Raw genomic sequence first — 22,591 nt, 5'->3', positions numbered from 1 at the left:
CCCCGCCCGGCCCGCCGCCCCGGGGGGCCGCCGCCCGCGCCGCCGGCCGGGCCCCCCCGGCGCGCCCGCCGCTTCGGCGACGACGTGACCGAGGGCCTGACGCGGCTCGCCAAGGAGGAGAACGTCACCCCCTACACGGTGATGCTCGCCGCCTACTCCGTCCTGCTGCACCGCTACACCGGCTCCGCCGACGTCGCGGTCGGGTCGTCGGTGATGAACCGCGAGCACGCCGAGGTCGAGCGGCTCGCCGGCAACTTCGGCAACACCCTCGTCATGCGGACGGACCTGTCCGGCGCGCCCACGTTCCGCGAGGCGCTGCGCCGCACCGGCCGCACCGTGACCGGCGCCTTCGCGCACCAGGCGCTGCCCTACGACGCCCTCGTCCGCCAGCTGCGGCCCGCGCGCGGGCACGGCCGCTCGCCGTTCTTCGACACGATGCTGCTGTTCCTCGCCCAGGAGATCGGCGAGCTGGAGCTGCCGGGACTCACCACGTCCTGGACGCACGTCCACAACGGCATGACGCACTTCGACCTGTCGCTGGAGGCGTTCGTCCGGCCGCAGGGCATGACGGTCGAGGCGACGTTCCGCCGCGAACTGTTCGACGACGCGCGCATCGACGCCCTCCTGCGCCACCTGGAGACGCTGCTGCGCGACGCGATCGCCGACCCGGACCGGCCGGTCGGCGCGCTCGCGCTCATGGACGCCGAGGAGGCGGCCCGGCTGGAGGCGTCCAACGCGACCGGCCGGGACGTCACCGGCCCCGGCATCGCCGCGCTGTTCGCCGAGCAGGCCGCCCGCACGCCCGGTGCGACCGCCGTCGAGACCGAGTCCGGAGAGACCTTCACCTACGCCGAACTGGACCGGCGGTCGTCCGCGCTGGCCGCCGTGCTGCGCGCGCGCGGCGCCGGGCCGGACGCCGTCGTGGCGCTCGCGCTGCCGCGCACCGCAGACCTCGTGACGGCCGTCCTCGCGGTGCTGAAGTCGGGCGCCGCCTACCTGCCGCTCGACCCCGACCATCCGCGCGACCGCGTCGCCTACATGCTGGAGGACGCGGGCGCGCTCTGCGCGGTCGCGGCACCGGAGACGGCCGGCCTGCTGCCGGACGGTGCGGACGTCGTCGTCCTGGACGGCGACCTCGACGCGGCCGATCCCATCGTCCGCGAACCGGATCCCGACGACCTCGCCTACGTCATCTACACCTCCGGTTCGACGGGCCGCCCGAAGGGCGTCGCGGTCCCGCACCGCGCCCTCGCGAACCTCGTCGCGCGGATGCGGGCCGAGCACCCGCTCGGGCCCGGGGACCGGTGGGCCGCGGTCACCACCATCGCGTTCGACATCGCGACGCTGGAGGTCTGCCTGCCGCTGGTCACCGGCGCGACGATCGTCCTCGCGTCCCGCGAGACCGTCCGGGACCCGGCGGCGCTCGCGCGCCTCCTCGGCCGCGGCGTCACGCACCTGCAGGCCACGCCGTCGCTGCTCGGCTCCCTCGACCCCGCCGCGCTCGACGGCCTCCGGATCATCACCGGCGGCGAGGCGCTCCCCGCCGCGCTCGCGCAGGAGCTGACGGCGCGCGCCCGCGGCGCGGCGAACATGTACGGGCCGACCGAGACTGCCATCTACGCCACCGCCGCCGACCTGCCGGAACCCGGCATCGGCCGCCCGCTGTGGAACACCCGGGCCCGCATCCTGGACGCGTCGCTGCGGCCCGTCCCGGCCGGGATCCCCGGCGAGCTGTACCTGTCGGGGACGCAGCTCGCCCGCGGCTACGTCGGCCGCCCCGACCTGACGGCGGAGCGGTTCGTCGCCGACCCGTACGGCCCGCCCGGCACCCGCATGTACCGGACCGGCGACCTCGCCCGCTGGACCCGGGACGGCTCCGTCGAGTACCTCGGCCGCACCGACGACCAGGTGAAGATCCGCGGCTTCCGGATCGAGCCCGGCGAGGTGCAGGCCGTGCTCGCCGCCTTGCCGGGCGTCGCGCAGGCGGCCGTCGTCGTCCGCGAGGACCGGCCCGGGGAACCGCGCCTCGTCGGCTACTACGTCGCCGGTCCCGATGCCCCCGGCGAGGATGGGCTGCGCGCCGCGCTCGCCGCCGGACTGCCCGCCTACATGGTGCCGGGCGCCCTCGTCCGCCTCGACGCGCTGCCGATGACCGTCAACGGCAAGCTCGACCGCCGCGCGCTCCCCGCGCCCGGCGCGCGCGCGGACGGCCGGGAGCCGCGCGACGCCCGCGAGGCCGCGCTGTGCGCCCTGTTCGCCGAGCTGCTCGGGTACGAGCGGGTCGGCGTCGACGACGACTTCTTCGCGCTCGGCGGCCACTCGCTGCTCGCCGCGAAGCTCGCCGCCCGCGTCCGCACCGTCCTGGACGCGGAGTTCTCCATCGCCGACGTGTTCGAGGCGCCGACCGTCGCCGCGCTCGCCCCGCGCCTGGTCGCGCGGCACGGCGTCCGCGTCCGGGACGTGGAGCGGCCGTCGACGGTGCCCGCGTCGGCGGCGCAGCGCGGCATGTGGCTGGAGGAGCGGCTGCGCGGACCATCCGCGTCCTATGCCCTGCCGTTCGGCCTGCGGCTCACCGGCGCCCTCGATCCCGTCGCGCTGCGCGCCGCGTTCGCCGACGTCGTCGCCCGCCACGAGGCGCTGCGCACCCTGCTGGTCGAGGGCGATGACGGACTGCCCGTCCAGCGGATCCTCGACCCCGGCACGCCCGTGGACTTCACCGTCGTCGACGCCCGCGCCGAGAGCCCGGAGCAGCGCGCGGCCATCGAGCGGGAAGCCGCGTCGCACGTCTTCGACATCGCCGCCGACCTTCCCGTCCGCGGCACTCTCGTCCGCACCGGCGACGAGGAATGGTCGCTGACCCTGCTGCTGCACCACGCAGCGGCCGACGAGTGGTCGTTCACGCCGCTGCTCGCCGATCTCGCCCGCGCCTACGAGGCCCGCCGCGCCGGGGAGGCGCCGGCCTGGGAGCCGCTGCCCGTCCAGTACGCCGACTACGCGGCATGGGAGCGCGAGACCTCGACCGACGTCGCCGAAGGGCTCGGCCACTGGGAGCGGGCGCTGTCCGGGCTGCCGCAGGAGACCGTGCTGCCGTTCGACCGGCCGCGCCCCGCCGAGCCGAGCCACCGCGGCGGGCTCGTCCCGTTCCGGCTCCCGGCCGCCGGGGCGCGGCGGCTCGCCCGCGCCACCGGCACCAGCGTGTTCATGGTCCTGCACGCCGCCGTCGCCGCGCTGCTCCAGCGGTCCGGCGCCGGTGACGACGTCGCGCTCGGCACGCCCATCGCCGCGCGCGCCGACGAGGACCTCGCCGGGCTCGTCGGCGTGTTCGTCAACCCGCTCGTGCTGCGCACCGACCTGTCCGGCGACCCCGCGTTCACCGAGCTGCTGGAGCGGGTCCGCGCCGCCGACCTCGCCGCGTTCTCGCACGCGGACGTCCCGTTCGAGCGCGTGGTGGAGCGCCTCGCGCCGGAGAGGTCGCTCGCGCGCAACCCGCTGTTCCAGGTGATGATCGTCCACCAGCGGCTGGACGACGTCCGGCTCGCGCTGCCCGGCGTGCGCGCCGAGCCGTTCCTGCCCGCGACCGGCGGCGTCAAGTTCGACCTCGACCTGTACTTCGCCGAAGGCCCCGCCGGCGCCGACGACATCGAGGGGTTCGCCGCCTACGCCGAGGACCTCTTCGACGCCGCCACGGTCGAGGGCCTCTTGGACGACCTCGCCCGCCTGCTCGCCCAGGTCACCGCCGATCCCGGCCGCCGCCTGTCCGCGCTCGGCACGCCCGTCGAGCACCCGGACACGGCCCGCGACCTGCCCGCCCGCACGGTCGCCGCGCTGGTCGAGGCGCAGGCCGCGCGTACCCCGGACGCGACCGCCCTGGTCTTCGGCGGCACCGCGATCACCTACGCCGACCTGGACCGCCGCGCCGAGGCCCTCGCCGACCGGCTCGCGGCGGCCGGCGCGGGACCCGAACGCGTCGTCGGCATCGCCCTGCCGCGCTCCGACGCGTTCGCGGTCGCGCTGCTGGCCGTCCTCAAGACCGGCGCCGCCTACCTGCCGATCGACCTGGCCTACCCGCGGGCGAGAGTCGACGCGATGCTGGACGCCGCCCGCCCCCTGCTCGTCCTCGGGCGCGACGAGCCACCCCTCGACGCACCGCCCCGGGAGCGGTCCGACGTGCGGCCCGGCCACCTCGCCTACGTCATCTTCACGTCGGGTTCGACCGGGACGCCCAAGGCCGTCGCCGGCACGCAGGAGGCGCTCGCCAACCGGCTCGCGTGGGGCGCCGGCCTCACCGAGCCCGGCGTCCGCGTCGCCAAGAGCTCGCCCGCGTTCATCGACGGCACCACCGAGCTGCTCGGCGGCCTCGTCGCGGGCGACACCGTCGTGATCGCCGACGACGCCACCGCGGCGGACGCCGTCGCGCTCGGCGACTTCATCGAACGGCACGGGGTGCGGACGGTCACGCTCGTCCCGAGCCTGCTGGCCGCGCTGGTGGAGCGCGGCCTGCCGCCGTCCGTCACCACCTGGATCAGCAGCGGCGAGGCGCTGCCCGCAGCCCTCGCGGCGCAGGTCCCCGCCCGGCTCGTCGACCTCTACGGCTGCTCGGAGGCCGCCGGGGACAGCCTGATCGCGGAAGGCGGAGGACTCGCCCCGATCGCCAACACCCGCGCGTACGTCCTGGACGCCGCGCTGCGCGAGGTGCCCGCCGGCGAGCTGTACCTCGCGGGCGACGGCCTCGCGCGCGGCTACCTGGGCGACCCCGCCCGCACCGCCGAGCGGTTCGTCGCGAACCCGTTCGGCCCGCCCGGCTCCCGCCTCTACCGGACCGGCGACCGGGTGCGCCGCCGCCGCGACGGCGGCCTGGACTTCCTCGGCCGCGCCGACGACCAGATCGCGCTGCGCGGGTTCCGGATCGAGCCGGGCGAGGTCGAGGCGGCCCTGTCGGCGCAGGACGGCGTCCGCCGCGCCGCCGTCGCCGTGCGCGGGTCCCGGCTGATCGGCTACGTCACCGGCGACGCCGACGCCGGCGCGGTGCTCGACCGGCTCCGCGACGTCCTGCCCGCCCACCTCGTCCCGGCCGAGCTGCTGGTGCTGGACGAGCTGCCCGCCACCCCGAACGGCAAGATCGACCGGCGGGCGCTGCCCGACCCGGAACGGCCTGGGACGGGGCGCGCCCCCGCGACGGAGGCCGAGCGCGTCCTCGCGCGGCTCGCCGCCGCCGTCCTCGGCCGCGACGCGGTCGGCGCCGACGACGACTTCTTCCGCTCCGGCGGCGACAGCATCGGCGCGGCGCTGCTCGTCGCGCGCGCCCGCCGCGCCGGGCTGTCGTTCACCGTCCGCGACGTGTTCCGGCTCCGGACCGTCGAGGCCCTCGCACAGGCCGCCGGCACGACGGCGCCCGCCGGGGCCGCCGCGGACGAGACCACCGGCGAGCTGCCGCTGTCGCCGCTGCAGGAAGGCCTGCTGTTCCACCTGATGATGGCGGGCGAAGGCCGCGACATCTACGTGCAGCAGGCCGTCGTGACGCTGTCCGGCCCCGTCGACCCGGCACGGATGGCGGACGCGGCGCACGCCGTCCTGGCGAAGTTCCCCAACCTGCGCGCCGGGTTCCGTACCGACGGCGACCGCGCCGTCCAGTTCGTGCCCGACGCATGGGAGACGCCCTGGACGCACGCCGAGGTCTCCGGCGAGGACGGCCTCGGCGCGTTCGTCGACGCGCAGCGCGCCGAGCCGTTCGACCCGGCCGCGCCGCCGCTGATCCGGTTCGCGCTCGCGAGCCTCGGCGAGCACGACCACCGCCTCGTGCTGACGTCCGAGCTGATCCTGCTGGACGGCTGGTCCGGCGGCCTGCTCGTCACCTCGCTGCTGAACGCCTACACCGACGCCGCCGCCGAGGCCGCGCGTCCCGTCCCGCCGTTCCGCGCGTACCTGGACTGGATCGGGCGGCAGGACCGCGGCGCCGCCGTGGACGCCTGGCGCCGCGCGCTCGGCGGGTTCGACGAGCCGGCGCTCGTCCGCCCCGGCCTGGCCGACCGTCCCGCCGACCTCGCCGCCGCCGGCGAGGTGCACCGCGCGCTGCCCGCCGGGCTCGCCGGACGCCTCCACGCGGTCGCCCGCGACCACGGCGTCACCCCCGGCACCCTCTTCGAGACGGCGTGGGGCCTGACGCTGATGGGGATGACCGGCCGCGACGACGTGGTGTTCGGCGCCTCTGTCTCCGGCCGCCACCCCGACGTCGACGGCGTCGAGTCCATGGTCGGCCTGCTGTTCAACACCGTGCCGGTCCGCGTGCAGGCCGGCCCCGGCGACCCGCTGACCGCCGTGCTCGAACGCGTCCAGGCCGCGCAGTCGGAGCTGTTCGACCACTCCTACGTCGCGCTCGCCGACGTCCAGCGCGCCACCGGCCTCGGGACCCTGTTCGACACGCTGTTCGTCTTCCAGAACTTCCCCGGCATGCCCACCGACCGCGGGTTCGGGCCGGACGGCGCGCTCCGCGTCACCGGCCGCGAGGTCCGCGACGCCACCCACTACCCGATCACCATGGTCGTCGACCCGGGCGCCGCGCTCCGCGTCATGTACCGGGGCGACGCGTTCACCGAGGCGGAGGCCGAGCGCGTCACCGACCGCTACGTCCGGGTCCTCGCGCAGATCGCCGACGCGCCGGACGCGCCGTGCCACCGCCTCGACCTGCTGCTTCCCGGGGAACGCGACCGGCTGCGCCGCGACTGGGACGAGGCCTGGCACCCCGTCCCCGAGCAGACCGTCGCCGAGCTCCTCGCCGAACGCGCCGCCGAGCAGCCCGGCGACACCGCGCTGGTCTCGCTCCCGGACGTCCGCCTCACCTACGGCGAGCTGAACGCCGAGATCAACCGCCTCGCGCGGCTGCTGCTCGCGAACGGCGCCGGTCCGGAACGCGTCGTCGCGCTCGCCCTGCCGCGCTCCGCCGAGATGGTCGTCGCGCTGTTCGCCGTCCTGCGCACCGGCGCCGCCTACCTGCCTCTCGAACTCGACCTCCCGGCCGACCGGCTCGACTACATGATCGCGGACGCGTCCCCGGCGGTCCTCGTCTCGCACCGCGGCATCGCCGCCGGCCTCACGTTCACCGGAACCACCCTCGCCCTGGACGACCCCGGCACCGCGCGGGCGCTCGCCGCCCTGCCCGGCTCCGACGTCGAACCCGGCGAGCTGCCCGGCTTCGCGCCCGGCACCCCCGGACGCCTCGACCACCCCGCCTACGTGATCTACACGTCGGGCTCCACGGGCCGCCCGAAGGGCGTCGTCACCCCGTACCGGGGCCTGACGAACATGCAGTTCAACCACCGCGCCAACATCTTCGACCCCGTCGTGAGGGCGGCGGGGCGGCGGCTGCGGATCGCGCACACCGTGTCGTTCTCCTTCGACATGTCGTGGGAGGAGCTGCTCTGGCTCATCGAGGGCCACGAGGTGCACGTCTGCGACGAGGACCTGCGGCGCGACGCCGAGGCGCTCACCGCCTACCTGCGCGAACACCGCGTCGACGTCATCAACGTGACCCCCACCTACGCACAGCAGCTCCTCGACGAGGGGCTGCTGGACGGCGAGCACCGGCCGCCGCTCGTGCTGCTCGGCGGCGAGGCCGTCCCCGCGTCCGTCTGGGACCGGCTCGCCGGCGCCGACGGCGTCCTCGGCTACAACCTGTACGGCCCCACCGAGTACACGATCAACACGCTCGGCGGCGGCACCGAGGACAGCGCCACCCCCACGGTCGGGAAGCCGATCTGGAACACCCGCGCCCACGTCCTCGACGCGTGGCTGCGGCCCGTCCCGCCGGGCGCGCCCGGCGAGCTGTACATCGCGGGCGCCGGACTGGCGCGCGGCTACCTCGGTCGCCCCGACCTGACCGCCGAGCGCTTCGTCGCCGACCCGTTCACCGGCGGCCGCATGTACCGGACGGGCGACCTCGTCCGGGTCCGCGACGACGGCAACATCGACTTCCTCGGCCGGACCGACGACCAGGTGAAGATCCGCGGCTACCGCGTCGAGCTCGGCGAGATCGAGACCGCGCTCGCCGCCGAGCCCGGCGTCGGGCAGGCCGCCGTCGTCGCCGCGGCCACCGACGTCCCCGGCGTGAAGCGGATCATCGGCTACGTCGTCCCGGACGGGTCCCGCGACGGCGCCGCCGACGAGCAGCTCGCCGAATGGCGGCAGATCTACGACGCCGAGTACACCGAGGTCGGCACGGTCGTCCACCACGAGGAGTTCGCCGGCTGGGACAGCAGCTACGACGGCGCCCCGATCCCGCTCGACGACATGCGCGAATGGCGCGACACGACCGTCGAGCGCATCCGCGCGCTGCGGCCCCGCCGCGTCCTGGAGATCGGCGTCGGCGCCGGCCTGCTCCTCACCCGGCTCGCCCCGGAGGCCGAGGAGTACTGGGGGACGGACTTCTCCGAGCCCGTCATCGCCAAGCTGCGCGCCGACCTCGGCCCGGACTCGCCCGTCCGGCTGAGCCACCGCCCCGCCCACGACACCGAGGGCCTGCCCGAAGCGCACTTCGACACGATCGTGATCAACTCGGTCGTCCAGTACTTCCCGGGCGCCGCCTACCTCCAGGACGTCATCGCCAAGGCGATGCGCCTGCTCACCCCCGGCGGAAAGCTGTTCGTCGGCGACGTCCGCGACCTGCGGACGATCCATCACTTCCACGCCGCGATCCAGCTCGGACGCGGCGGCACCGACCTGCGCGCCGTCGAACGCGCCGTGCGGATGGAGAAGGAACTCCTCCTCGACCCGGCCTTCTTCACCGCGCTGGACGGCCCCGCGCGCGTCGACGTCCTCACCAAGCGGGGCGTCCACCACAACGAGCTGACCCGCCACCGCTTCGACGCCGTCCTGTGGAAGCCGGGCCCCGGCGTCCCGCCCGTACCTGACACGTCGGTCATGGACTGGGCGGCGCTGGACGACCACGCCGCGACTCCCGACGAGCAGGGCGATGGCGCCCGCCTCGCCGCCCTCCGCGCGCTCGCCGACGCGGCGCCGGGCGGGGCGTTGCGAGTGAGGGGTATCCCCGATCCACGGCTGTCCGGAGAGGCGGCGGCGCTGCGGGTACTCCGCGACGGCGGAACGGCGGACGAGGCGCGAGAGGCGCTCGCCGCCGCGCCCGAAGGCGTCGAGCCGGAAGCGCTGTACGCGCTGTTCCCGGACGTGGTGCTCACGCCGTCCGCGCAGGCCGGATGCTACGACGCCGTCTTCGGCGGGGGAGCGGCGAACCTCCCGGCGGAGCCGGGAAGGGCGCCGTCGGCGTACGCGAACGATCCGGTGGCGGCCCGCGATCACGGCGTGCTCGGCGCGCGCGTCCGGGAGAGCCTGAAGCGGCGGCTGCCCGGCTACATGGTGCCGAGCGCCATCGTGACGCTGGACGCGCTCCCGCTCACGGTGAACGGCAAGCTCGACCGCCGCGCGCTGCCCGACCCGACCCGGGACGGCCCGCGCCGCGCGGGCGGGCGCCCGTCGCGCACGCCCGTCGAGCGGGTGCTGTGCACGCTGTTCGCCGAGGTGCTGGACGCGCCGGGCGTGGGCGTCGACGACGACTTCTTCGACCTCGGCGGGCACTCGCTGCTCGCCACGCGGCTCGTCGGCCGGGCGCGCGCGGCGCTCGGCGCGCGGCTCGCGATCCGCGACCTGTTCGAGGCGCCGACCGTGGCGGAGCTGGCCGGGCGGCTGGGCGGCGACGAGGACGAGGCGCCGCGTCCCGCCCTCGCGCCGCGCGAGCGCCCCGAGCGGATCCCGCTGTCGCCGGCGCAGCGCCGCCTGTGGCTGCTCGACCAGCTGCTCCGCGAGGACGACGGGCCGCGCGACGCCTACCATCTGCCGCTCGCCGTCCGGCTGCGCGGTGACCTGGACCTGGCCGCCCTCGAAGCGGCGATCGGCGACGTCGTCGCCCGGCACGAGGCCCTGCGGACGGTCTTCGCCGAGCACGACGGCACGCCCTACCAGCGGATCCTCGACGCGGACGACGCACGTCCCGTCCTGGAGGTCGCGGCGGGCGCGCCCGAGGACGTCATCGCCCGGCCGTTCGACCTGGCCCGCGACATCCCGCTGCGCGTCGCGGTGTTCCCGGAGGGGGAGCGGGAGCACCTGCTGCTCGCGGTCTTCCACCACATCGCCTTCGACGAGTGGTCGTTCGGGCCGTTCGCCCGCGACGTCGCGGGGGCGTACACCGCGCGGCTCGACGGGACGCCGCCCGGCTGGGAGGCGCCGCCCGTCCAGTACGCCGACCACACGCTGTGGCAGGCCGAACTGCTCGGCGACCCGCTCGACCCGGGCAGCGTGCACGCGCGGCAGCTCGCCCACTGGGTGCGGGCCCTCGCCGGCGCGCCGGAGGAGATCGCGCTGCCGGCCGACCGGCCGAGGCCCGGGACGGCGGGGCAGCGCGGCGGGACCCTCGCCGCGGACCTGCCGCCCGGCCTGACCGGACGGCTCCGCCGCGTCGCGCGCGACGCGGGCGCCAGCGTGTTCATGGTGTGCCAGGCGGCCGTCGCCGCGCTGCTGCACCGGATGGGCGCGGGCGACGACATCCCGCTCGGCAGCCCCGTCGCGGGACGCACCGAGGACGCCGCCGCGGACCTCGTCGGCTTCTTCGTCAACACGCTCGTGCTGCGCGCCGACGTGTCCGGGGAGCCGACGTTCGCCGAGCTGCTCGGCCGCGTCCGGGAGGCCGGGCTCGCGGGCCTCGCCAACCAGGACCTGCCGTTCGAGGCGGTCGTGGAGGCGCTGCGCCCGAGGCGCGTGCCGGGACGCAACCCGCTGTTCCAGGTGATGGTCGGCTACGAGAACCAGGACCCCGGCGAGGTGCGCTTCCCCGGCCTGGAGCAGCGGGAGGCGTCGTTCGGGCCGTCCGCCGCGAAGTTCGACCTGGACTTCATCTTCCGGGAGCGCGGCGACGGCCTGCGGCTGATCGTCGACTACTCCGCCGACCTGTTCGACCGGGGCACGGCCGAGACGATGGCCGCCGGGCTGGTCGCGCTGCTGGAGACCGTCGCGCGCGACCCCGGCACGCCCGTCGGCGCGCTGCCCGCCGTCCTCACCGCCCGCGCCGTCGCGGCCGCGGACGCCCCGCCCGCGCCCGGTGGGGTGCGGCGCGGGGACGACCGGGAGGCGGTGCTGTGCCGCATCTTCGCCGAGGAGCTCGGCGTGCCCGAGGTGGGCCCGGACGACGACTTCTTCGACCTCGGCGGGCACTCGCTGCTGGCGATGCGGCTGGTGCGGCGGATCCGCCGCGAGCCCGGCTGCGCGGGGGCGCGGATCGCGGCGCTGATGGCGGCGCCGACCGTGGCGGGCCTGCTGGCCCGGCTGGACGGGGCCGAGGAGAGGGGTGAGGCGGGTCATACCCCGCGGATCATTGATTAGTAAGGTAAGGCTAACCTAAGATCACTCCCCGACACCCCCTGGACCACCTGGAAGGACACCGGCCCTCATGCGCACACTGACGCGGCGTCTGGCCGCCACCGGCGCGCTCGTCCTCGGTCTCGCGCTGACCGCGGCGTGCGGCGGCGACGACGAGCCCGCCAAGGCCTCCTCCGGCGGCGCGGCCGGATCGTTCCCGGTCACGATCACCGGCAAGCTCGGCACCGCCACCGTCAAGTCCGCGCCGAAGCGGATCGTCGCGCTCGGCGAGGTCGACCAGGACGCGCTCCTCGCGCTCGGCGTCCAGCCGGTCGGGATGGTGGAGCTCACCGGGATCCAGAAGGACGGCCTCGCCCCGTGGAGCGCCCCGAAGGTCACCGGCGGGAAGCCCGCGCTGCTCACCGCCGGGGACTCCGGCTTCGACCTGGAGAAGATCGCCGCGCTGCGGCCCGACCTGATCCTCGCCGGCGGCGACTTCACCATCGACAAGGAGTACGGCAAGCTCTCCAAGCTCGCGCCGACCGTCGCCTACCAGACCGGGCCCGCCGAGGACTCCTGGCAGCAGATCACCCGGCAGGTCGCCAAGGCCGTCGGCCGCTCCGCCGACGGCGAGAAGGTCGTCGCCGCGGCCGAGGCGAAGATCGCGTCGGTGAAGACCGCTCATCCCGAGCTCCAGGGCAAGGGCTTCGCGCTGACCAGCGTGTTCCCGAGCGGCAACATCGGCGTGATGAAGTCGAAGGACGACACCAGCGTGAAGCTGTTCGAGCAGTTCGGCATGGTGCTGCCCGACAAGCTCAGCAAGCTGCCCGGCGACGGGTTCGCCGCCGAGCTGAGCATGGAGAAGCTGTCCGTGCTCGACACCGACGTCCTGCTCAGCTACTACAACGACGACCCGGCGACGCAGAAGAAGTTCGAGGGCGACAAGCTGTTCTCCGGCCTGCCCGTCGTCAAGCGCGGCTCCTACGTCCGCCTCGACCTGAAGGCGTTCTGGCCGCTGCGCACCCCGACCGCGCTGTCGGTCCCCTACGTCGTCGACCATGTCGTCCCGCAGATCGCCAAGGCGGCGGCCGCGGCGAAGGCGGCCTGATGCCGAAGGACCTGACGGCGGAGGAGACCCGCCCGCACGTCCGCGACGTCATCGGCATCGGGTTCGGCCCGTCCAACCTCGCGCTCGCCGTCGCGCTGGAAGAGGCGCACCCGTCGGCGGACGCGGTGTTCTTCGAGAAGCAGCCCGCGTTCGGCTGGCACCGCGGCATGCTCATCGACGGCGCGACGATGCAGGTCCACTTCCTCAAGGACCTGGTGACGCTGCGGAACCCGGCCAGCCCCTACTCGTTCCTGTCCTACCTGCACGCCAAGGGCCGCCTCGTCGACTTCGTCAACCACAAGACGATGTTCCCGACGCGGGTGGAGTTCCACGACTACCTCGAATGGACCGCCGCCGCGTTCGCCGGGCGCGTCCGGTACGGGGCGGAGGTCGTCGCGCTGCGCGAGCACGACGCCGGGACGCTGGAGGTCGTCGTCCGCCGCGACGACGAACTGGAGACCCACCTCGCCCGCAACGTCGTGATCGGCGCCGGCCTCGACCCTGTCCTGCCCGAGGGCGTCCGGCCGGGGGAGCGGATCTGGCACACCGAGGACCTGCTGACCCGGCTGGACGAGCGCCCCGGCTGGGAGCCGCGCCGGCTCGTGGTCGTCGGCGCCGGGCAGAGCGCCGCCGAGGCCGCCGAGTACCTGCACCGCACGCACCCGTCGGCTGAGGTCTGCGCGGTCTTCGCCCGCTACGGCTACTCGCCCGCCGACGACAGCGCGTTCGCCAACCGGATCTTCGACCCGGCCGCCGTCGACCACTACTACGCGGCGCCGGACGAGGTGAAGGAGATGCTGTTCGGCTACTCCCGCAACACCAACTACTCCGTCGTGGACCTCGACCTCATCGACGAGCTGTACCGGCGCTCCTACGCCGAGAAGGTCGCCGGCGCCGAGCGGCTGCGGATCCTCAACGCCTCCCGCGTCGTCGACGTCCGCGAGGACGCCGGCGGCGTGCGGGTGCGGGTCGCGTTCCTGCCCACCGGCGAGACGGCGGACCTCGACGCCGACGCCGTCGTCTACGCCACCGGCTACCGCGAGCGCGACCCGTTCGACCTGCTCGGCGAGGCCGGCGCCCGGTGCCGGACACGCCCCGACGGCCGCCCCGTCATGGAGCGCGACTACCGCATCGCCACCGAGCCCGGCCGCGCCTGGGGCGTCTACCTGCAGGGGGCCACCGAGCACAGCCACGGCATCGCCTCGTCGCTGCTGTCGATGACGGCGGTGCGCACCGGAGAGATCGTCCAGTCCATCGCGCGGCGCTCGGCGCGCCTCGCGAGCGTCCCGCAGGAGGCGTGATGACCAACCCGTTCGACGACCCGGACGGCACGTTCCTCGTCCTGGTCAACGCCGAGGGCCAGCACTCGCTGTGGCCCGGGTTCGCCGACGTCCCGTCCGGCTGGACCACGGTGTTCGGCCCGGGCGCCCGGGCCGACTGCCTCGCCTACATCACCGAGAACTGGACGGACCTGCGTCCGCGCAGCCTCACCGCGTGACGCGATGACCCGAGGGCGGGCCCGGGGGTGGGCCCGCCCTCGACCCGAAGCGGGGGCCGGTCAGGTCGCCGGCTTCGGCAGCGAAGGGCGGCTCGCGAAGAACTCGCCGATGAGCTTGCTGGCGTAGTCAGGCCATTCGTGGCCGCCCTGCTGCTTGGTGCACAGCGCGACCTCGACGGCTCCAGGCCCGGTGCCCACGCAGCCTTCGGGGCCGTCCGGCACGGGCCAGGAGAGGGCGGGCAGCTTGTCCACCCATCTCCAGAACTCCATGAGTAACTGCACGCCGATGAACGGGAAATGCACGTCGGCGTCCATGTTCCCGCCGCCCGTATAGGGGACGGACGGATCCCATGTCCCGTGGAAGGCCAGCACCGACACGGGCCGATTCGGCGTGCAGCCGATGGCGAGCGCGCCGGACACCACGGCGATCCCGGCGACCTTGTCGGCCCGCTCGCACGCGTACCGGTAGGCCATCCCGCCGCCGTTGGAGAACCCGGTCATGAACACCCGGGCGGGATCGGCGACGCCCTGCTTCACCAGGGTGTCGATGAGCTTGTCGAGGAACCCGACGTCGTCGACGCCCGCCCAGCGGGCGAACCAGCAGCAGGCGCCGGCGTTCCAGGTGCCGAGCAGCCCGTCGGGGTAGGCGACGGCGTAGCCGTCCTGGTCGGCGACCTTGTCGAGGCCGCTCTGGTTCTCCACGTACGCGGCGTCGTTCAGGCCGCCGTGCAGCGCGACGATGAGCGGCAGCCGCGCGCCGGGCTTCGCGCCCGGCGGGAGGTGGAGCAGGTAGGGGCGGTTCCAGTCGCCCATGGCGACGGAGTGCTCGGTCGTTCCGGGAGCGTCCTGTGCCGCTCCGGCGGGCAGGGGGTGGGCGATGAACGCGGTGAGCACCGCGGCCACGATCATCGCCGCCCGCACGGCGATCTTCATGGGGCGATCCAACTCCCTCGCCGCGCGCCCCGGCTACGCATCCGGGCGCACAAAGATCGCGATCTTTTGTGCGCCCGGGGACAGCCCGTACGGAGCGCTACGACCCGGATCCGGAACCGGCCTCCGCGGCCTCCGTGACCTCCGCGTCGGCCTGGCCTCCGGCCGCCTCCGCGTCCACCTCGGCCTGGTTGCGCTCCGCGCGCGCGAGGTCACGGTGCCCGATGGCGAGGACGCCGATCCCGAGCGCGATCGCGGCCGCGCCGACGGCGAACGGGACGTGGATGTTGGCGTGCTCGGCCATCTTGCCCGCCGCGAAGGGCGCGAGGCCGCCGCCGATGAACCGGACGAACCCGTACGCCGCGGACGCGACCGGGCGCTCCACCGGCGCCACCATCATCACGGCCTGCGTCGTCACCGTGTTGTTCACGCCGATGAACACGCCCGCGACGATCACCGCGACGATCAGCGTGGCCTGCGAGTTCACGAAGACCGCGATGACGAGCACGTCGACGGCGAACAGCGCGAGGTTGAAGTACAGGGTGCGGGCGAGGCCGAGCCGCCGCTGCAGCCAGGGCGCGCCGAACACCGCGAACACCGCGACGAGCAGCCCCCAGCCGGTGAACACCAGGCCGAGCCTCAGCGCGCTCAGGTGCATCGGGAACGGCGCGTAGCCGAGGACGGTGAAGAAGCCCCAGTTGTAGCAGAGCGCGGTCAGGCTCATCACCAGCAGGCCGCGGTGCCGCAGCGCCTTGATGGGGTCGGCGATCGAGGTCGTGCGCGCGGGCTTCGGCTGCGGCTTCACCAGGGTGATCGTCGCGATCAGCGCGATCGCCATCAGCACCGCGACGCCGTAGAAGGGGCCGCGCCAGCTGATGTCGCCGAGCAGCCCGCCGAGCAGCGGCCCGACGGCGATGCCGAGGCCGAGCGCGGACTCGTAGGCGATGATCGCGCCGCCGAGCCCGCCGCTGGCCGAGGCGACGATGACGGCCAGGGACGTCGCGATGAACAGCGCGTTCCCGAGGCCCCAGCCGGCCCGGAAGCCGATGATCCCGGAGATGCTGCCGGACGTCCCGGCGAGCGCGCTGAACACCACGATCAGCACGAGCCCGGCGATGAGCGTGCGCTTGGCGCCGATCCGGCTGGACACGAACCCGGTCACCAGCATCGCGACCGCCGTCACCACCAGGTAGCTGGTGAACAGCAGGGTGACCTGGCTGGGCGAGGCGTGCAGGTCCGCCGAGATCGCGGGCAGGATCGGGTCGACCAGGCCGATGCCCATGAACGACACCACGCACGCGAACGCCACGGCCCACACGGCCTTCGGCTGCTTGAAGGGGCTCTGCGCGCCCGCGGACGGCTGACTCATTCGCACTCTCCGGAAGCAGGTGTGTCGGGGACGCCGAGGGCGGCGCCGGCCAGCCGGTCCAGGGCCGGCAGGGCCGCGGCGATCGCCGCCCGGTCGGATGCGGGCAGCCCCGCCAGCAGCTCGGCGAGCCGCTTGGCCTGCCCGGCGCGCCGCCGCGCCAGGTCGGCGCGCCCGGCGTCGGTCAGGTGCACCGCGACGACCCGGCGGTCGCCGGCGAGCGCGCGGCGCTCGGCGAGCCCCTCCCGTTCGAGCCGGGACACCAGCTGCGTCATCGCCGGCTGCGTGACGCCCTCCAGCGCGGCCAGCTCCGTCACCCGGCACGGGCCGCGGCGCTCGAGCGTGGCCAGCGTCGAGACGGTCGTCATGGACAGGTCGCGGGGCAGCGACAGCGAGCGCATGAGCGAGTAGAGGCGGCCGAGGCCGGCCGCCAGTTCCAGCTCGTCGAGCGGGGGCCGCGCATCCATGTCCTGATATATATCACTTGCTTCTATAAGGTGCCTATAGGTTTGCCTGCCTAAGTTTCTGCGGCATGCCGGAAATCAGCGATCCACCGGCCGGGGCGTCCCGGCCGGTGGATCGGTTCCCCTGGATCAGGGGCGGTTCATGCGCTCAGCGGCGCCGCGCTCAGGTGAGCTGGGCCATCTCCTTCTCGATCGCCCTCTGGTGCGCCTCGGCGTCCTCGCGCGCCTTCCGGGGGCTCCAGCGCCCGCTCATGATGAAGATGAACGGGATGAACACGACCTGGCCGCCCAGCGCCACGTACCACCAGGTCTGCCACTGCCCGGGGCCGTCCTTGGCCGCCTTCTGCACGTCCGCGCCGTGCTCCTTGAGGATCTTCAGCTGCGGCTGCGCCTTCGCGACCGTCTGCAGGCCGGCGACGCCGACCTCCTGGGCCGCCCGCGCCTGCAGCTCCGCCGGGGCCTGCCCGGGCGGGTACTTCGCCAGCTCGGCGAAGATCTGCGGGTGCGCGGTCGTGATCGCAAGCGCCTGCTGCGCCTGCGCGGACGCGGCCTTCACCTCGGCGCCGTGCTCCACGATCGGCGTCACCGAGTTCACCACGATCGGCACGAACAGCGCCGAGCACGCCACGACGATCCGCAGGATCCAGCCCCACACGGCCAGGCCCGTCGCGGTCGCCGCCGGGTTGTGCTTCTCCACCGTCTCGGTGAAGCCCGCCATCCACGGCGCGTACGCCAGGCCGCCGAAGATCCCGATCCCGACGAACAGCCACGCGAAGTCGTAGTAGCCGGTCTTCGGCTCGGTCGCCCAGGAGGCGAAGACCGCCGTGCAGACCACCGAGCCGATGCCGCCGATCAGCATCAGCGGCTTGCGGACCTTCAGCCGGTCGGAGATCAGGCCGGCCACCACCAGCGCGATCGCGTTCGCCGCCCAGTACCAGTTGCCGAGCGCGTTGGTGCGCTGCTCGCTGTAGCCGAACGTCGCGGAGAAGTAGACGACGAAGTTGCCGACCGCCGCGTAGTACAGCAGCAGGTAGACGCTGATCGCGAAGGCCGAGCCGACGACGTCCAGCCGCATCATCTGCCGCCAGCTGCCCTTCAGCTGCGCCTCCGGGTCGATGCCCCGGGCCCGCGCCTCGATCAGCGCGCGGTCGCGCATGGACACCATGACCTGGTCGCGCAGCGCCGGGGACAGCTCGCGCAGCCCGAACAGCGCGATGACGAACACCGCGAGCGCCGCGATGCCCGAGTAGGTCAGCTCGTCCTGCCAGGTGGAGCTGTCGAGGGTGTGGCTGGTCACCGTGGTGACCACGAGGCTGCCGATGACCGGGCCCATCGTCCAGTAGCCCATGGCGGTGGCGCGGCCGAGCTGCGGGGAGAAGTCGCGGATCAGCGCGGGGGTCGCGACGAGCACGATGCCCTCGATCAGGCTGAGCACCGCGAACAGCGCCAGGTACACGCCCTTGTTCGGGGAGTGCGGCAGCACGAGCACGATCACGCCCGCGATCAGCAGGCCGTACACGACCAGGTTCGCGCGCCCCCACCGGTCGGCGAGGCCGGCGAACAGCGACGCGAACGCGCCGATCGCGTTGCCGATCACCGACAGCATGATGAAGAAGCCGAACGTCATGCGGTAGTGCTCCATGATGGAGGTCGCCACCGCGTACTGGATGTAGAGCAGGTAGTACAGGACGATCGTGGTGATCACCACGATGCCGAGGTACAGGTAGCGGCGTCCCGTCTCCGGGTAGTGCGGCAGGTCCCGCCGCCACAGCCGCGCCGCGATGCCGGGCGGTGCGTCGGCGCCGGGCGCGACGCCGTCGTTGGTGGACGATGAAACGGACATGTCAGGGACTCCTCCGGGCGCTGGTCTCCCCCGAGAACCGGTCCTAGAAAGGGCGCGGGGCGGCGGCGAACGCGGCGGCGCGTTCCCGGTCGTCCGCCCGCGCCGTGCCGGGCGGCCCGTACGGGGTGCCGCCGGCGATGGCGAGTGCCGCGCCGTCGCCGCCGTGCTGGACGGCGGCGCCGACGGGGCCGAAGACCTCCTCCTGCTCGGTGCTCGTTCGGGCCTCGGCGGCCGGCGCCTCCGGTCGCGTGCGGAGGCCGGCCGGGGGCGCGGCGGGCCGGTCGCGCCCGCCGCGGGCGGGCCGGACGTCCTCGTCCGGCGCGCCGCCGATGCGGCCGCGCGCCCGGTCGCGGGTGTGCCGGGGGTCGGTCGTCGTCATCGGTCGGTCCTTCGGCCAAGGGTGGCGAAGCTCACACCGCTTCGCGTCGTGCCGCAAAAGTAATGCCGCCGACCGAGAATGGCAATGGGGATTCGACTATTGCATACCAACTGGTCGGTATGGTGTCATCGGCGCACCGATGCCCGCCTGGTGGGGGCGCGACCCCGGGACCCTCCGGCCCCGGGTGGCGAGGGTTCCCATCTCGTAATACTGCGCCATACCGACCAGACGGTACAAGGGCTTGGATCGGCGAGGAGGGTGCATTGCGGGTATTTCGAGACGGGGACGTCCCGGGCCTGCCGCTGGACCGGTTCCGGCGCCACGTCGACCGGGTCCGCCCCGGCGCGCTGTGGCCGGCGGACGCCGGTCCGCTGCGCGCCCGCGTCGTCGCCGGCGGCCGCTCCAACCTCACCTACGAGGTGACCGACGGGACGCGCTCCTGGATCGTCCGGCGCCCGCCGCTCGGCCACGTCCTCGCGACGGCGCACGACATGTCCCGCGAGTACCGGGTCATGACCGCCCTCGCCGGCACGTCCGTCCCCGTTCCCGAGACGTACCTGCTCTGCGAGGACCCCGACGTGCTCGGCGCGCCGTTCTACGTGATGGAGATGGTCGAGGGGACCCCCTACCGCGGCGCGGACGAGCTCGTCCCGCTCGGCGCCGAGCGGGTCGCCGCGATCGCCGGGCGGATGATCGACACCCTCGTCGACCTGCACCGCGTCGACCCCGCCGAGGTGGGGCTGGACGGCTTCGGGCGGCCGGAGGGCTTCCTCGAACGCCAGGTGCGCCGCTGGAAGAAGCAGCTCGACGCGTCGCACAGCCGGGACCTCGACGGCGCCGCCGAGCTGCACGCGCTGCTGGAGGCGAACGTCCCGCCCGAGTCCGCCCCGGCGATCGTGCACGGCGACTACCGGCTCGACAACCTTCTCGTCGGCGCGGACGACCGGGTGGCGGCCGTCCTCGACTGGGAGATGGCGACGCTCGGCGACCCGCTCACCGACCTCGCGCTCCTGCTCGTCTACATGAGGCGGACGGCGCCCGTCCCCGGGCGGGCGGAGGCGTCGCACGCGCCGGGCTTCCCGTCGCCCGACGAGGTGGTGGCCCGGTACGCCGAGCGCAGCGGCCGCGACCTGTCGGCGATCGGGTTCTACGTCGGGCTGGCCTGCTTCAAGCTCGCGGTGATCTCCGAGGGCATCCACTACCGGTACCTGCAGGGGCAGACCGTGGGGGAGGGGTTCGGCGCCATCGGCGACGCCGTCGAGCCGCTGCTCCGCTCGGGCATCGCCGCGCTCAAGGGGGCCTGACCCCGCCCCCGCGGGCGAAGCCGGTCCGCTGACCTCTCGCGTTGCATACCAACCGGTCGGTATGTTGTCATCATGGCGGTCCACGGAGCGGGCGCGCGCCCGGCGGAGGAGGTAACGCGATGAGGACGTTCCACGGCATCGACGAGTACGAGAAGGCCGTCGGCACCCATCTCGGCCACAGCGAATGGCACACGGTCACCCAGGAGCAGGTGAACGGGTTCGCCGACGCGACCGGCGACCACCAGTGGATCCACGTGGACCCGGAGCGGGCGAAGGACGGGCCGTTCGGCGGCACGATCGCGCACGGCTACCTCACCCTGTCGCTGATCCCCATGCTGATGTCGGAGATCTCCCGGGTCCAGGGGCTGACGATGGGCGTCAACTACGGCTCGGACAAGGTCCGCTTCCCGGCGCCCGTCCCCGTCGGGTCGCGGGTGCGCGCCGGCGCCGAGCTCGTCTCGCTGGACCGCACCTCGCAGGGCGCGCGGGCCAAGGTCCGCGTGACCATCGAGCGCGAGGGCGGCGACAAGCCGGTCTGCGTCGCCGAGGTCCTGTCCGTGCTGGTCGGCTGACCTCCCGCCCCCATCCCGTCATCCCGGAGACACCCTCATGATCCCCAGCACCATGCAGGACTTCCCGCTCTCGGTCGCCGCGATCCTGCGGCACGGCCGACGCGTGTACGGGCGCAGCGAATGCGTCACGTGGACCGGCGGCGGCGAACCGCGGCGCGCCACGTTCGCGCAGGTAGCCGACAACGCCGAGCGCCTCGCCGCCGCGCTGCAGCGGCTCGGCGTCCGGCAGGGCGGCCGCGTGGCGACCTTCTGCTGGAACAACCAGGAGCACCTGGAGGCGTACTTCGCGGTGCCCGCCATGGGCGCCGTGCTGCACACCCTCAACATCCGGCTGTTCCCCGAGCAGCTCGCCCACATCATCAACCACGCCGACGACCAGGTGATCATCGTCGACGACAGCCTGGTGCCGCTGCTCGCCCGGGTGGTGGACGAGCTGCCCGCCGTCGAGGCGTTCGTCATCGTCGGCGACGGCGACGGCGCGCCGCTCGAGGCCAACCGCAACGGCGCCCCCGTCCTGCGGTACCACGAGCTGCTCGCCGCCGAGGAGCCCGGCTACGAGTGGCCCGAGGTGGACGAGCGGTCCGCAGCGTCGATGTGCTACACCAGCGGCACCACCGGCGACCCGAAGGGCGTCGTCTACTCGCACCGCTCGACGTTCCTGCACGCCATGGCCGTGCAGTCGGCGTCGCTGGTCGGCATCACCGAGGCCGACCGGGTCCTGACGATCGTCCCGATGTTCCACGTCAACGCCTGGGGCCTGCCGTACGGCGCGTTCCTGTCCGGCGCGACGCTGCACATGCCCGGGCCGTTCATGCAGCCGCAGCACCTCACCGAGTTCGTCGCGCGGGAGCGCAGCACGCTCGCCTCCGCCGTCCCGACCATCTGGCACGGCATCCTCTCCTACGGCGAGGAGCACGAGCTGGACCTGTCGTCGCTGCGCGCCGGGACGTCCGGTGGCGCCGCCGCGCCCCGCTCGCTGCTGGAGGCGTTCGAGGAGCGGTACGGGCTGCGCATCATCCAGGGCTGGGGCATGACGGAGACCAGCCCGCTCGGCGGCATGGCGTTCCCGCCGCCGGAGGTGGAGCCCGGCACGCCGGAGGAGATGGACTGGCGGCTGAAGTCCGGCCGCGTCGCCGCCGGCGTCGAGATGCGCATCGTCGACGACGCGGGCCGCGAGCTGCCGTGGGACGGGGTGTCCGTCGGCGAGATCGAGGTCCGCGGCCCGTGGATCACCGGCTCCTACCACCGCAACCCGGCGCCGGAGAAGTTCGACGGCGGCTGGCTGCGCACCGGCGACATCGGCACGATCGACGACCGCGGCTTCTACCAGATCACCGACCGGGCCAAGGACGTCATCAAGTCGGGCGGCGAGTGGATCTCCTCCGTCGAGCTGGAGAACCACCTCATGGGCCACCCCGCGGTCGCCGAGGCCGCCGTGATCGGCATCCCCGACCCGCGCTGGGACGAGCGCCCCCTCGCCTGCGTCGTGCTCCGCCCGGACGCCGCCGCGACCGCCGCCGAGCTCGCCGACCACCTCGCCTCGAAGGTCGCCCGCTGGCAGGTCCCCGAGTACTGGACCTTCATGGACGAGATCCCGAAGACCACGGTCGGCAAGTTCGACAAGAAGCCCCTCCGCGCCCGCCACCAGACCGAGGACCTGAAGATCGAGCGCATCGAGCGCTGACCCGCCGTCCGGGCCGCCACCACCGCCACGGGCAGGCACGCGGAGCGAGCACCAGCGAGCGCAGCGGGCCTGCCCGTCGTGACGG

The 22,591-nt window shown here is 74.2% G+C and carries 12 protein-coding genes; 7 read left to right on the top strand and 5 right to left on the bottom strand.

Features of this window, described 5'->3' with window-relative positions:
* The 4 genes from AB0C78_RS23145 to AB0C78_RS23130 all read left to right on the top strand — a co-directional run.
* The coding region (locus AB0C78_RS23145) for an amino acid adenylation domain-containing protein (protein WP_360751102.1) at window positions 1-11,382 on the top strand (11,382 nt) is incomplete at its 5' end.
* 67 nt (window positions 11,383-11,449) lie between these two features.
* A complete protein-coding gene (locus AB0C78_RS23140; protein ID WP_360751100.1) occupies window positions 11,450-12,466 on the top strand; it encodes an iron-siderophore ABC transporter substrate-binding protein in 1,017 nt (338 codons plus the stop codon).
* Complete coding sequence (locus tag AB0C78_RS23135; RefSeq protein ID WP_360751098.1) at window positions 12,466-13,767, top strand: lysine N(6)-hydroxylase/L-ornithine N(5)-oxygenase family protein; 1,302 nt, start codon at window positions 12,466-12,468, stop codon at window positions 13,765-13,767. The genes AB0C78_RS23140 and AB0C78_RS23135 overlap by 1 nt, the downstream gene beginning before the upstream one ends.
* Entirely contained in the window at window positions 13,767-13,964 is a 198-nt protein-coding gene (locus AB0C78_RS23130) for an MbtH family protein (RefSeq protein ID WP_318839256.1), read from the top strand. The genes AB0C78_RS23135 and AB0C78_RS23130 overlap by 1 nt, the downstream gene beginning before the upstream one ends.
* A gap of 60 nt (window positions 13,965-14,024) precedes the next feature.
* Here the strand turns inward: AB0C78_RS23130 and AB0C78_RS23125 are convergent, their stop codons facing one another.
* The 5 genes from AB0C78_RS23125 to AB0C78_RS23105 all read right to left on the bottom strand — a co-directional run bounded on the left by AB0C78_RS23125 (window position 14,025) and on the right by AB0C78_RS23105 (window position 18,946).
* Window positions 14,025-14,897: a PHB depolymerase family esterase gene (locus tag AB0C78_RS23125; protein ID WP_360751096.1), complete on the bottom strand. Its 873-nt coding sequence runs from the start codon at window positions 14,895-14,897 to the stop codon at window positions 14,025-14,027.
* 97 nt (window positions 14,898-14,994) lie between these two features.
* Window positions 14,995-16,263 (bottom strand): MFS transporter, encoded by a 1,269-nt coding sequence (locus AB0C78_RS23120; RefSeq protein ID WP_360751094.1) that lies wholly within the window; start codon window positions 16,261-16,263, stop codon window positions 14,995-14,997.
* Complete coding sequence (locus AB0C78_RS23115) at window positions 16,260-16,727, bottom strand: MarR family transcriptional regulator (protein ID WP_360751092.1); 468 nt, start codon at window positions 16,725-16,727, stop codon at window positions 16,260-16,262. The genes AB0C78_RS23120 and AB0C78_RS23115 overlap by 4 nt, the downstream gene beginning before the upstream one ends.
* Before the next feature lie 160 nt (window positions 16,728-16,887).
* Window positions 16,888-18,567 (bottom strand): MFS transporter, encoded by a 1,680-nt coding sequence (locus AB0C78_RS23110; RefSeq protein WP_360751090.1) that lies wholly within the window; start codon window positions 18,565-18,567, stop codon window positions 16,888-16,890.
* A 43-nt stretch (window positions 18,568-18,610) separates the two neighbouring features.
* A complete protein-coding gene (locus tag AB0C78_RS23105) occupies window positions 18,611-18,946 on the bottom strand; it encodes a hypothetical protein (RefSeq protein ID WP_360751088.1) in 336 nt (111 codons plus the stop codon).
* A gap of 263 nt (window positions 18,947-19,209) precedes the next feature.
* On the opposite strand from AB0C78_RS23105, the gene AB0C78_RS23100 reads away from it, so the two are divergent.
* The 3 genes from AB0C78_RS23100 to AB0C78_RS23090 all read left to right on the top strand — a co-directional run bounded on the left by AB0C78_RS23100 (window position 19,210) and on the right by AB0C78_RS23090 (window position 22,506).
* On the top strand, window positions 19,210-20,250 hold the full coding sequence (locus AB0C78_RS23100) for a phosphotransferase family protein (protein WP_360751086.1): 1,041 nt from the start codon (window positions 19,210-19,212) through the stop codon (window positions 20,248-20,250).
* 119 nt (window positions 20,251-20,369) lie between these two features.
* Window positions 20,370-20,822 carry a MaoC family dehydratase gene (locus AB0C78_RS23095; protein WP_360751084.1) on the top strand — a complete coding sequence of 151 codons (453 nt, stop codon included), beginning with the start codon at window positions 20,370-20,372 and terminating at the stop codon, window positions 20,820-20,822.
* A gap of 37 nt (window positions 20,823-20,859) precedes the next feature.
* Complete coding sequence (locus AB0C78_RS23090; protein ID WP_360751082.1) at window positions 20,860-22,506, top strand: long-chain fatty acid--CoA ligase; 1,647 nt, start codon at window positions 20,860-20,862, stop codon at window positions 22,504-22,506.
* Window positions 22,507-22,591: the final 85 nt, after the last annotated feature.

Origin of the sequence: Actinomadura sp. NPDC048394 (assembly GCF_040651755.1) — a bacterium.
Taxonomy (GTDB): domain Bacteria; phylum Actinomycetota; class Actinomycetes; order Streptosporangiales; family Streptosporangiaceae; genus Spirillospora; species Spirillospora montaniterrae.
The sequence above is the reverse complement of the archived record's forward strand: the minus strand, read 5'-3'. Positions and strand labels throughout refer to the sequence as shown.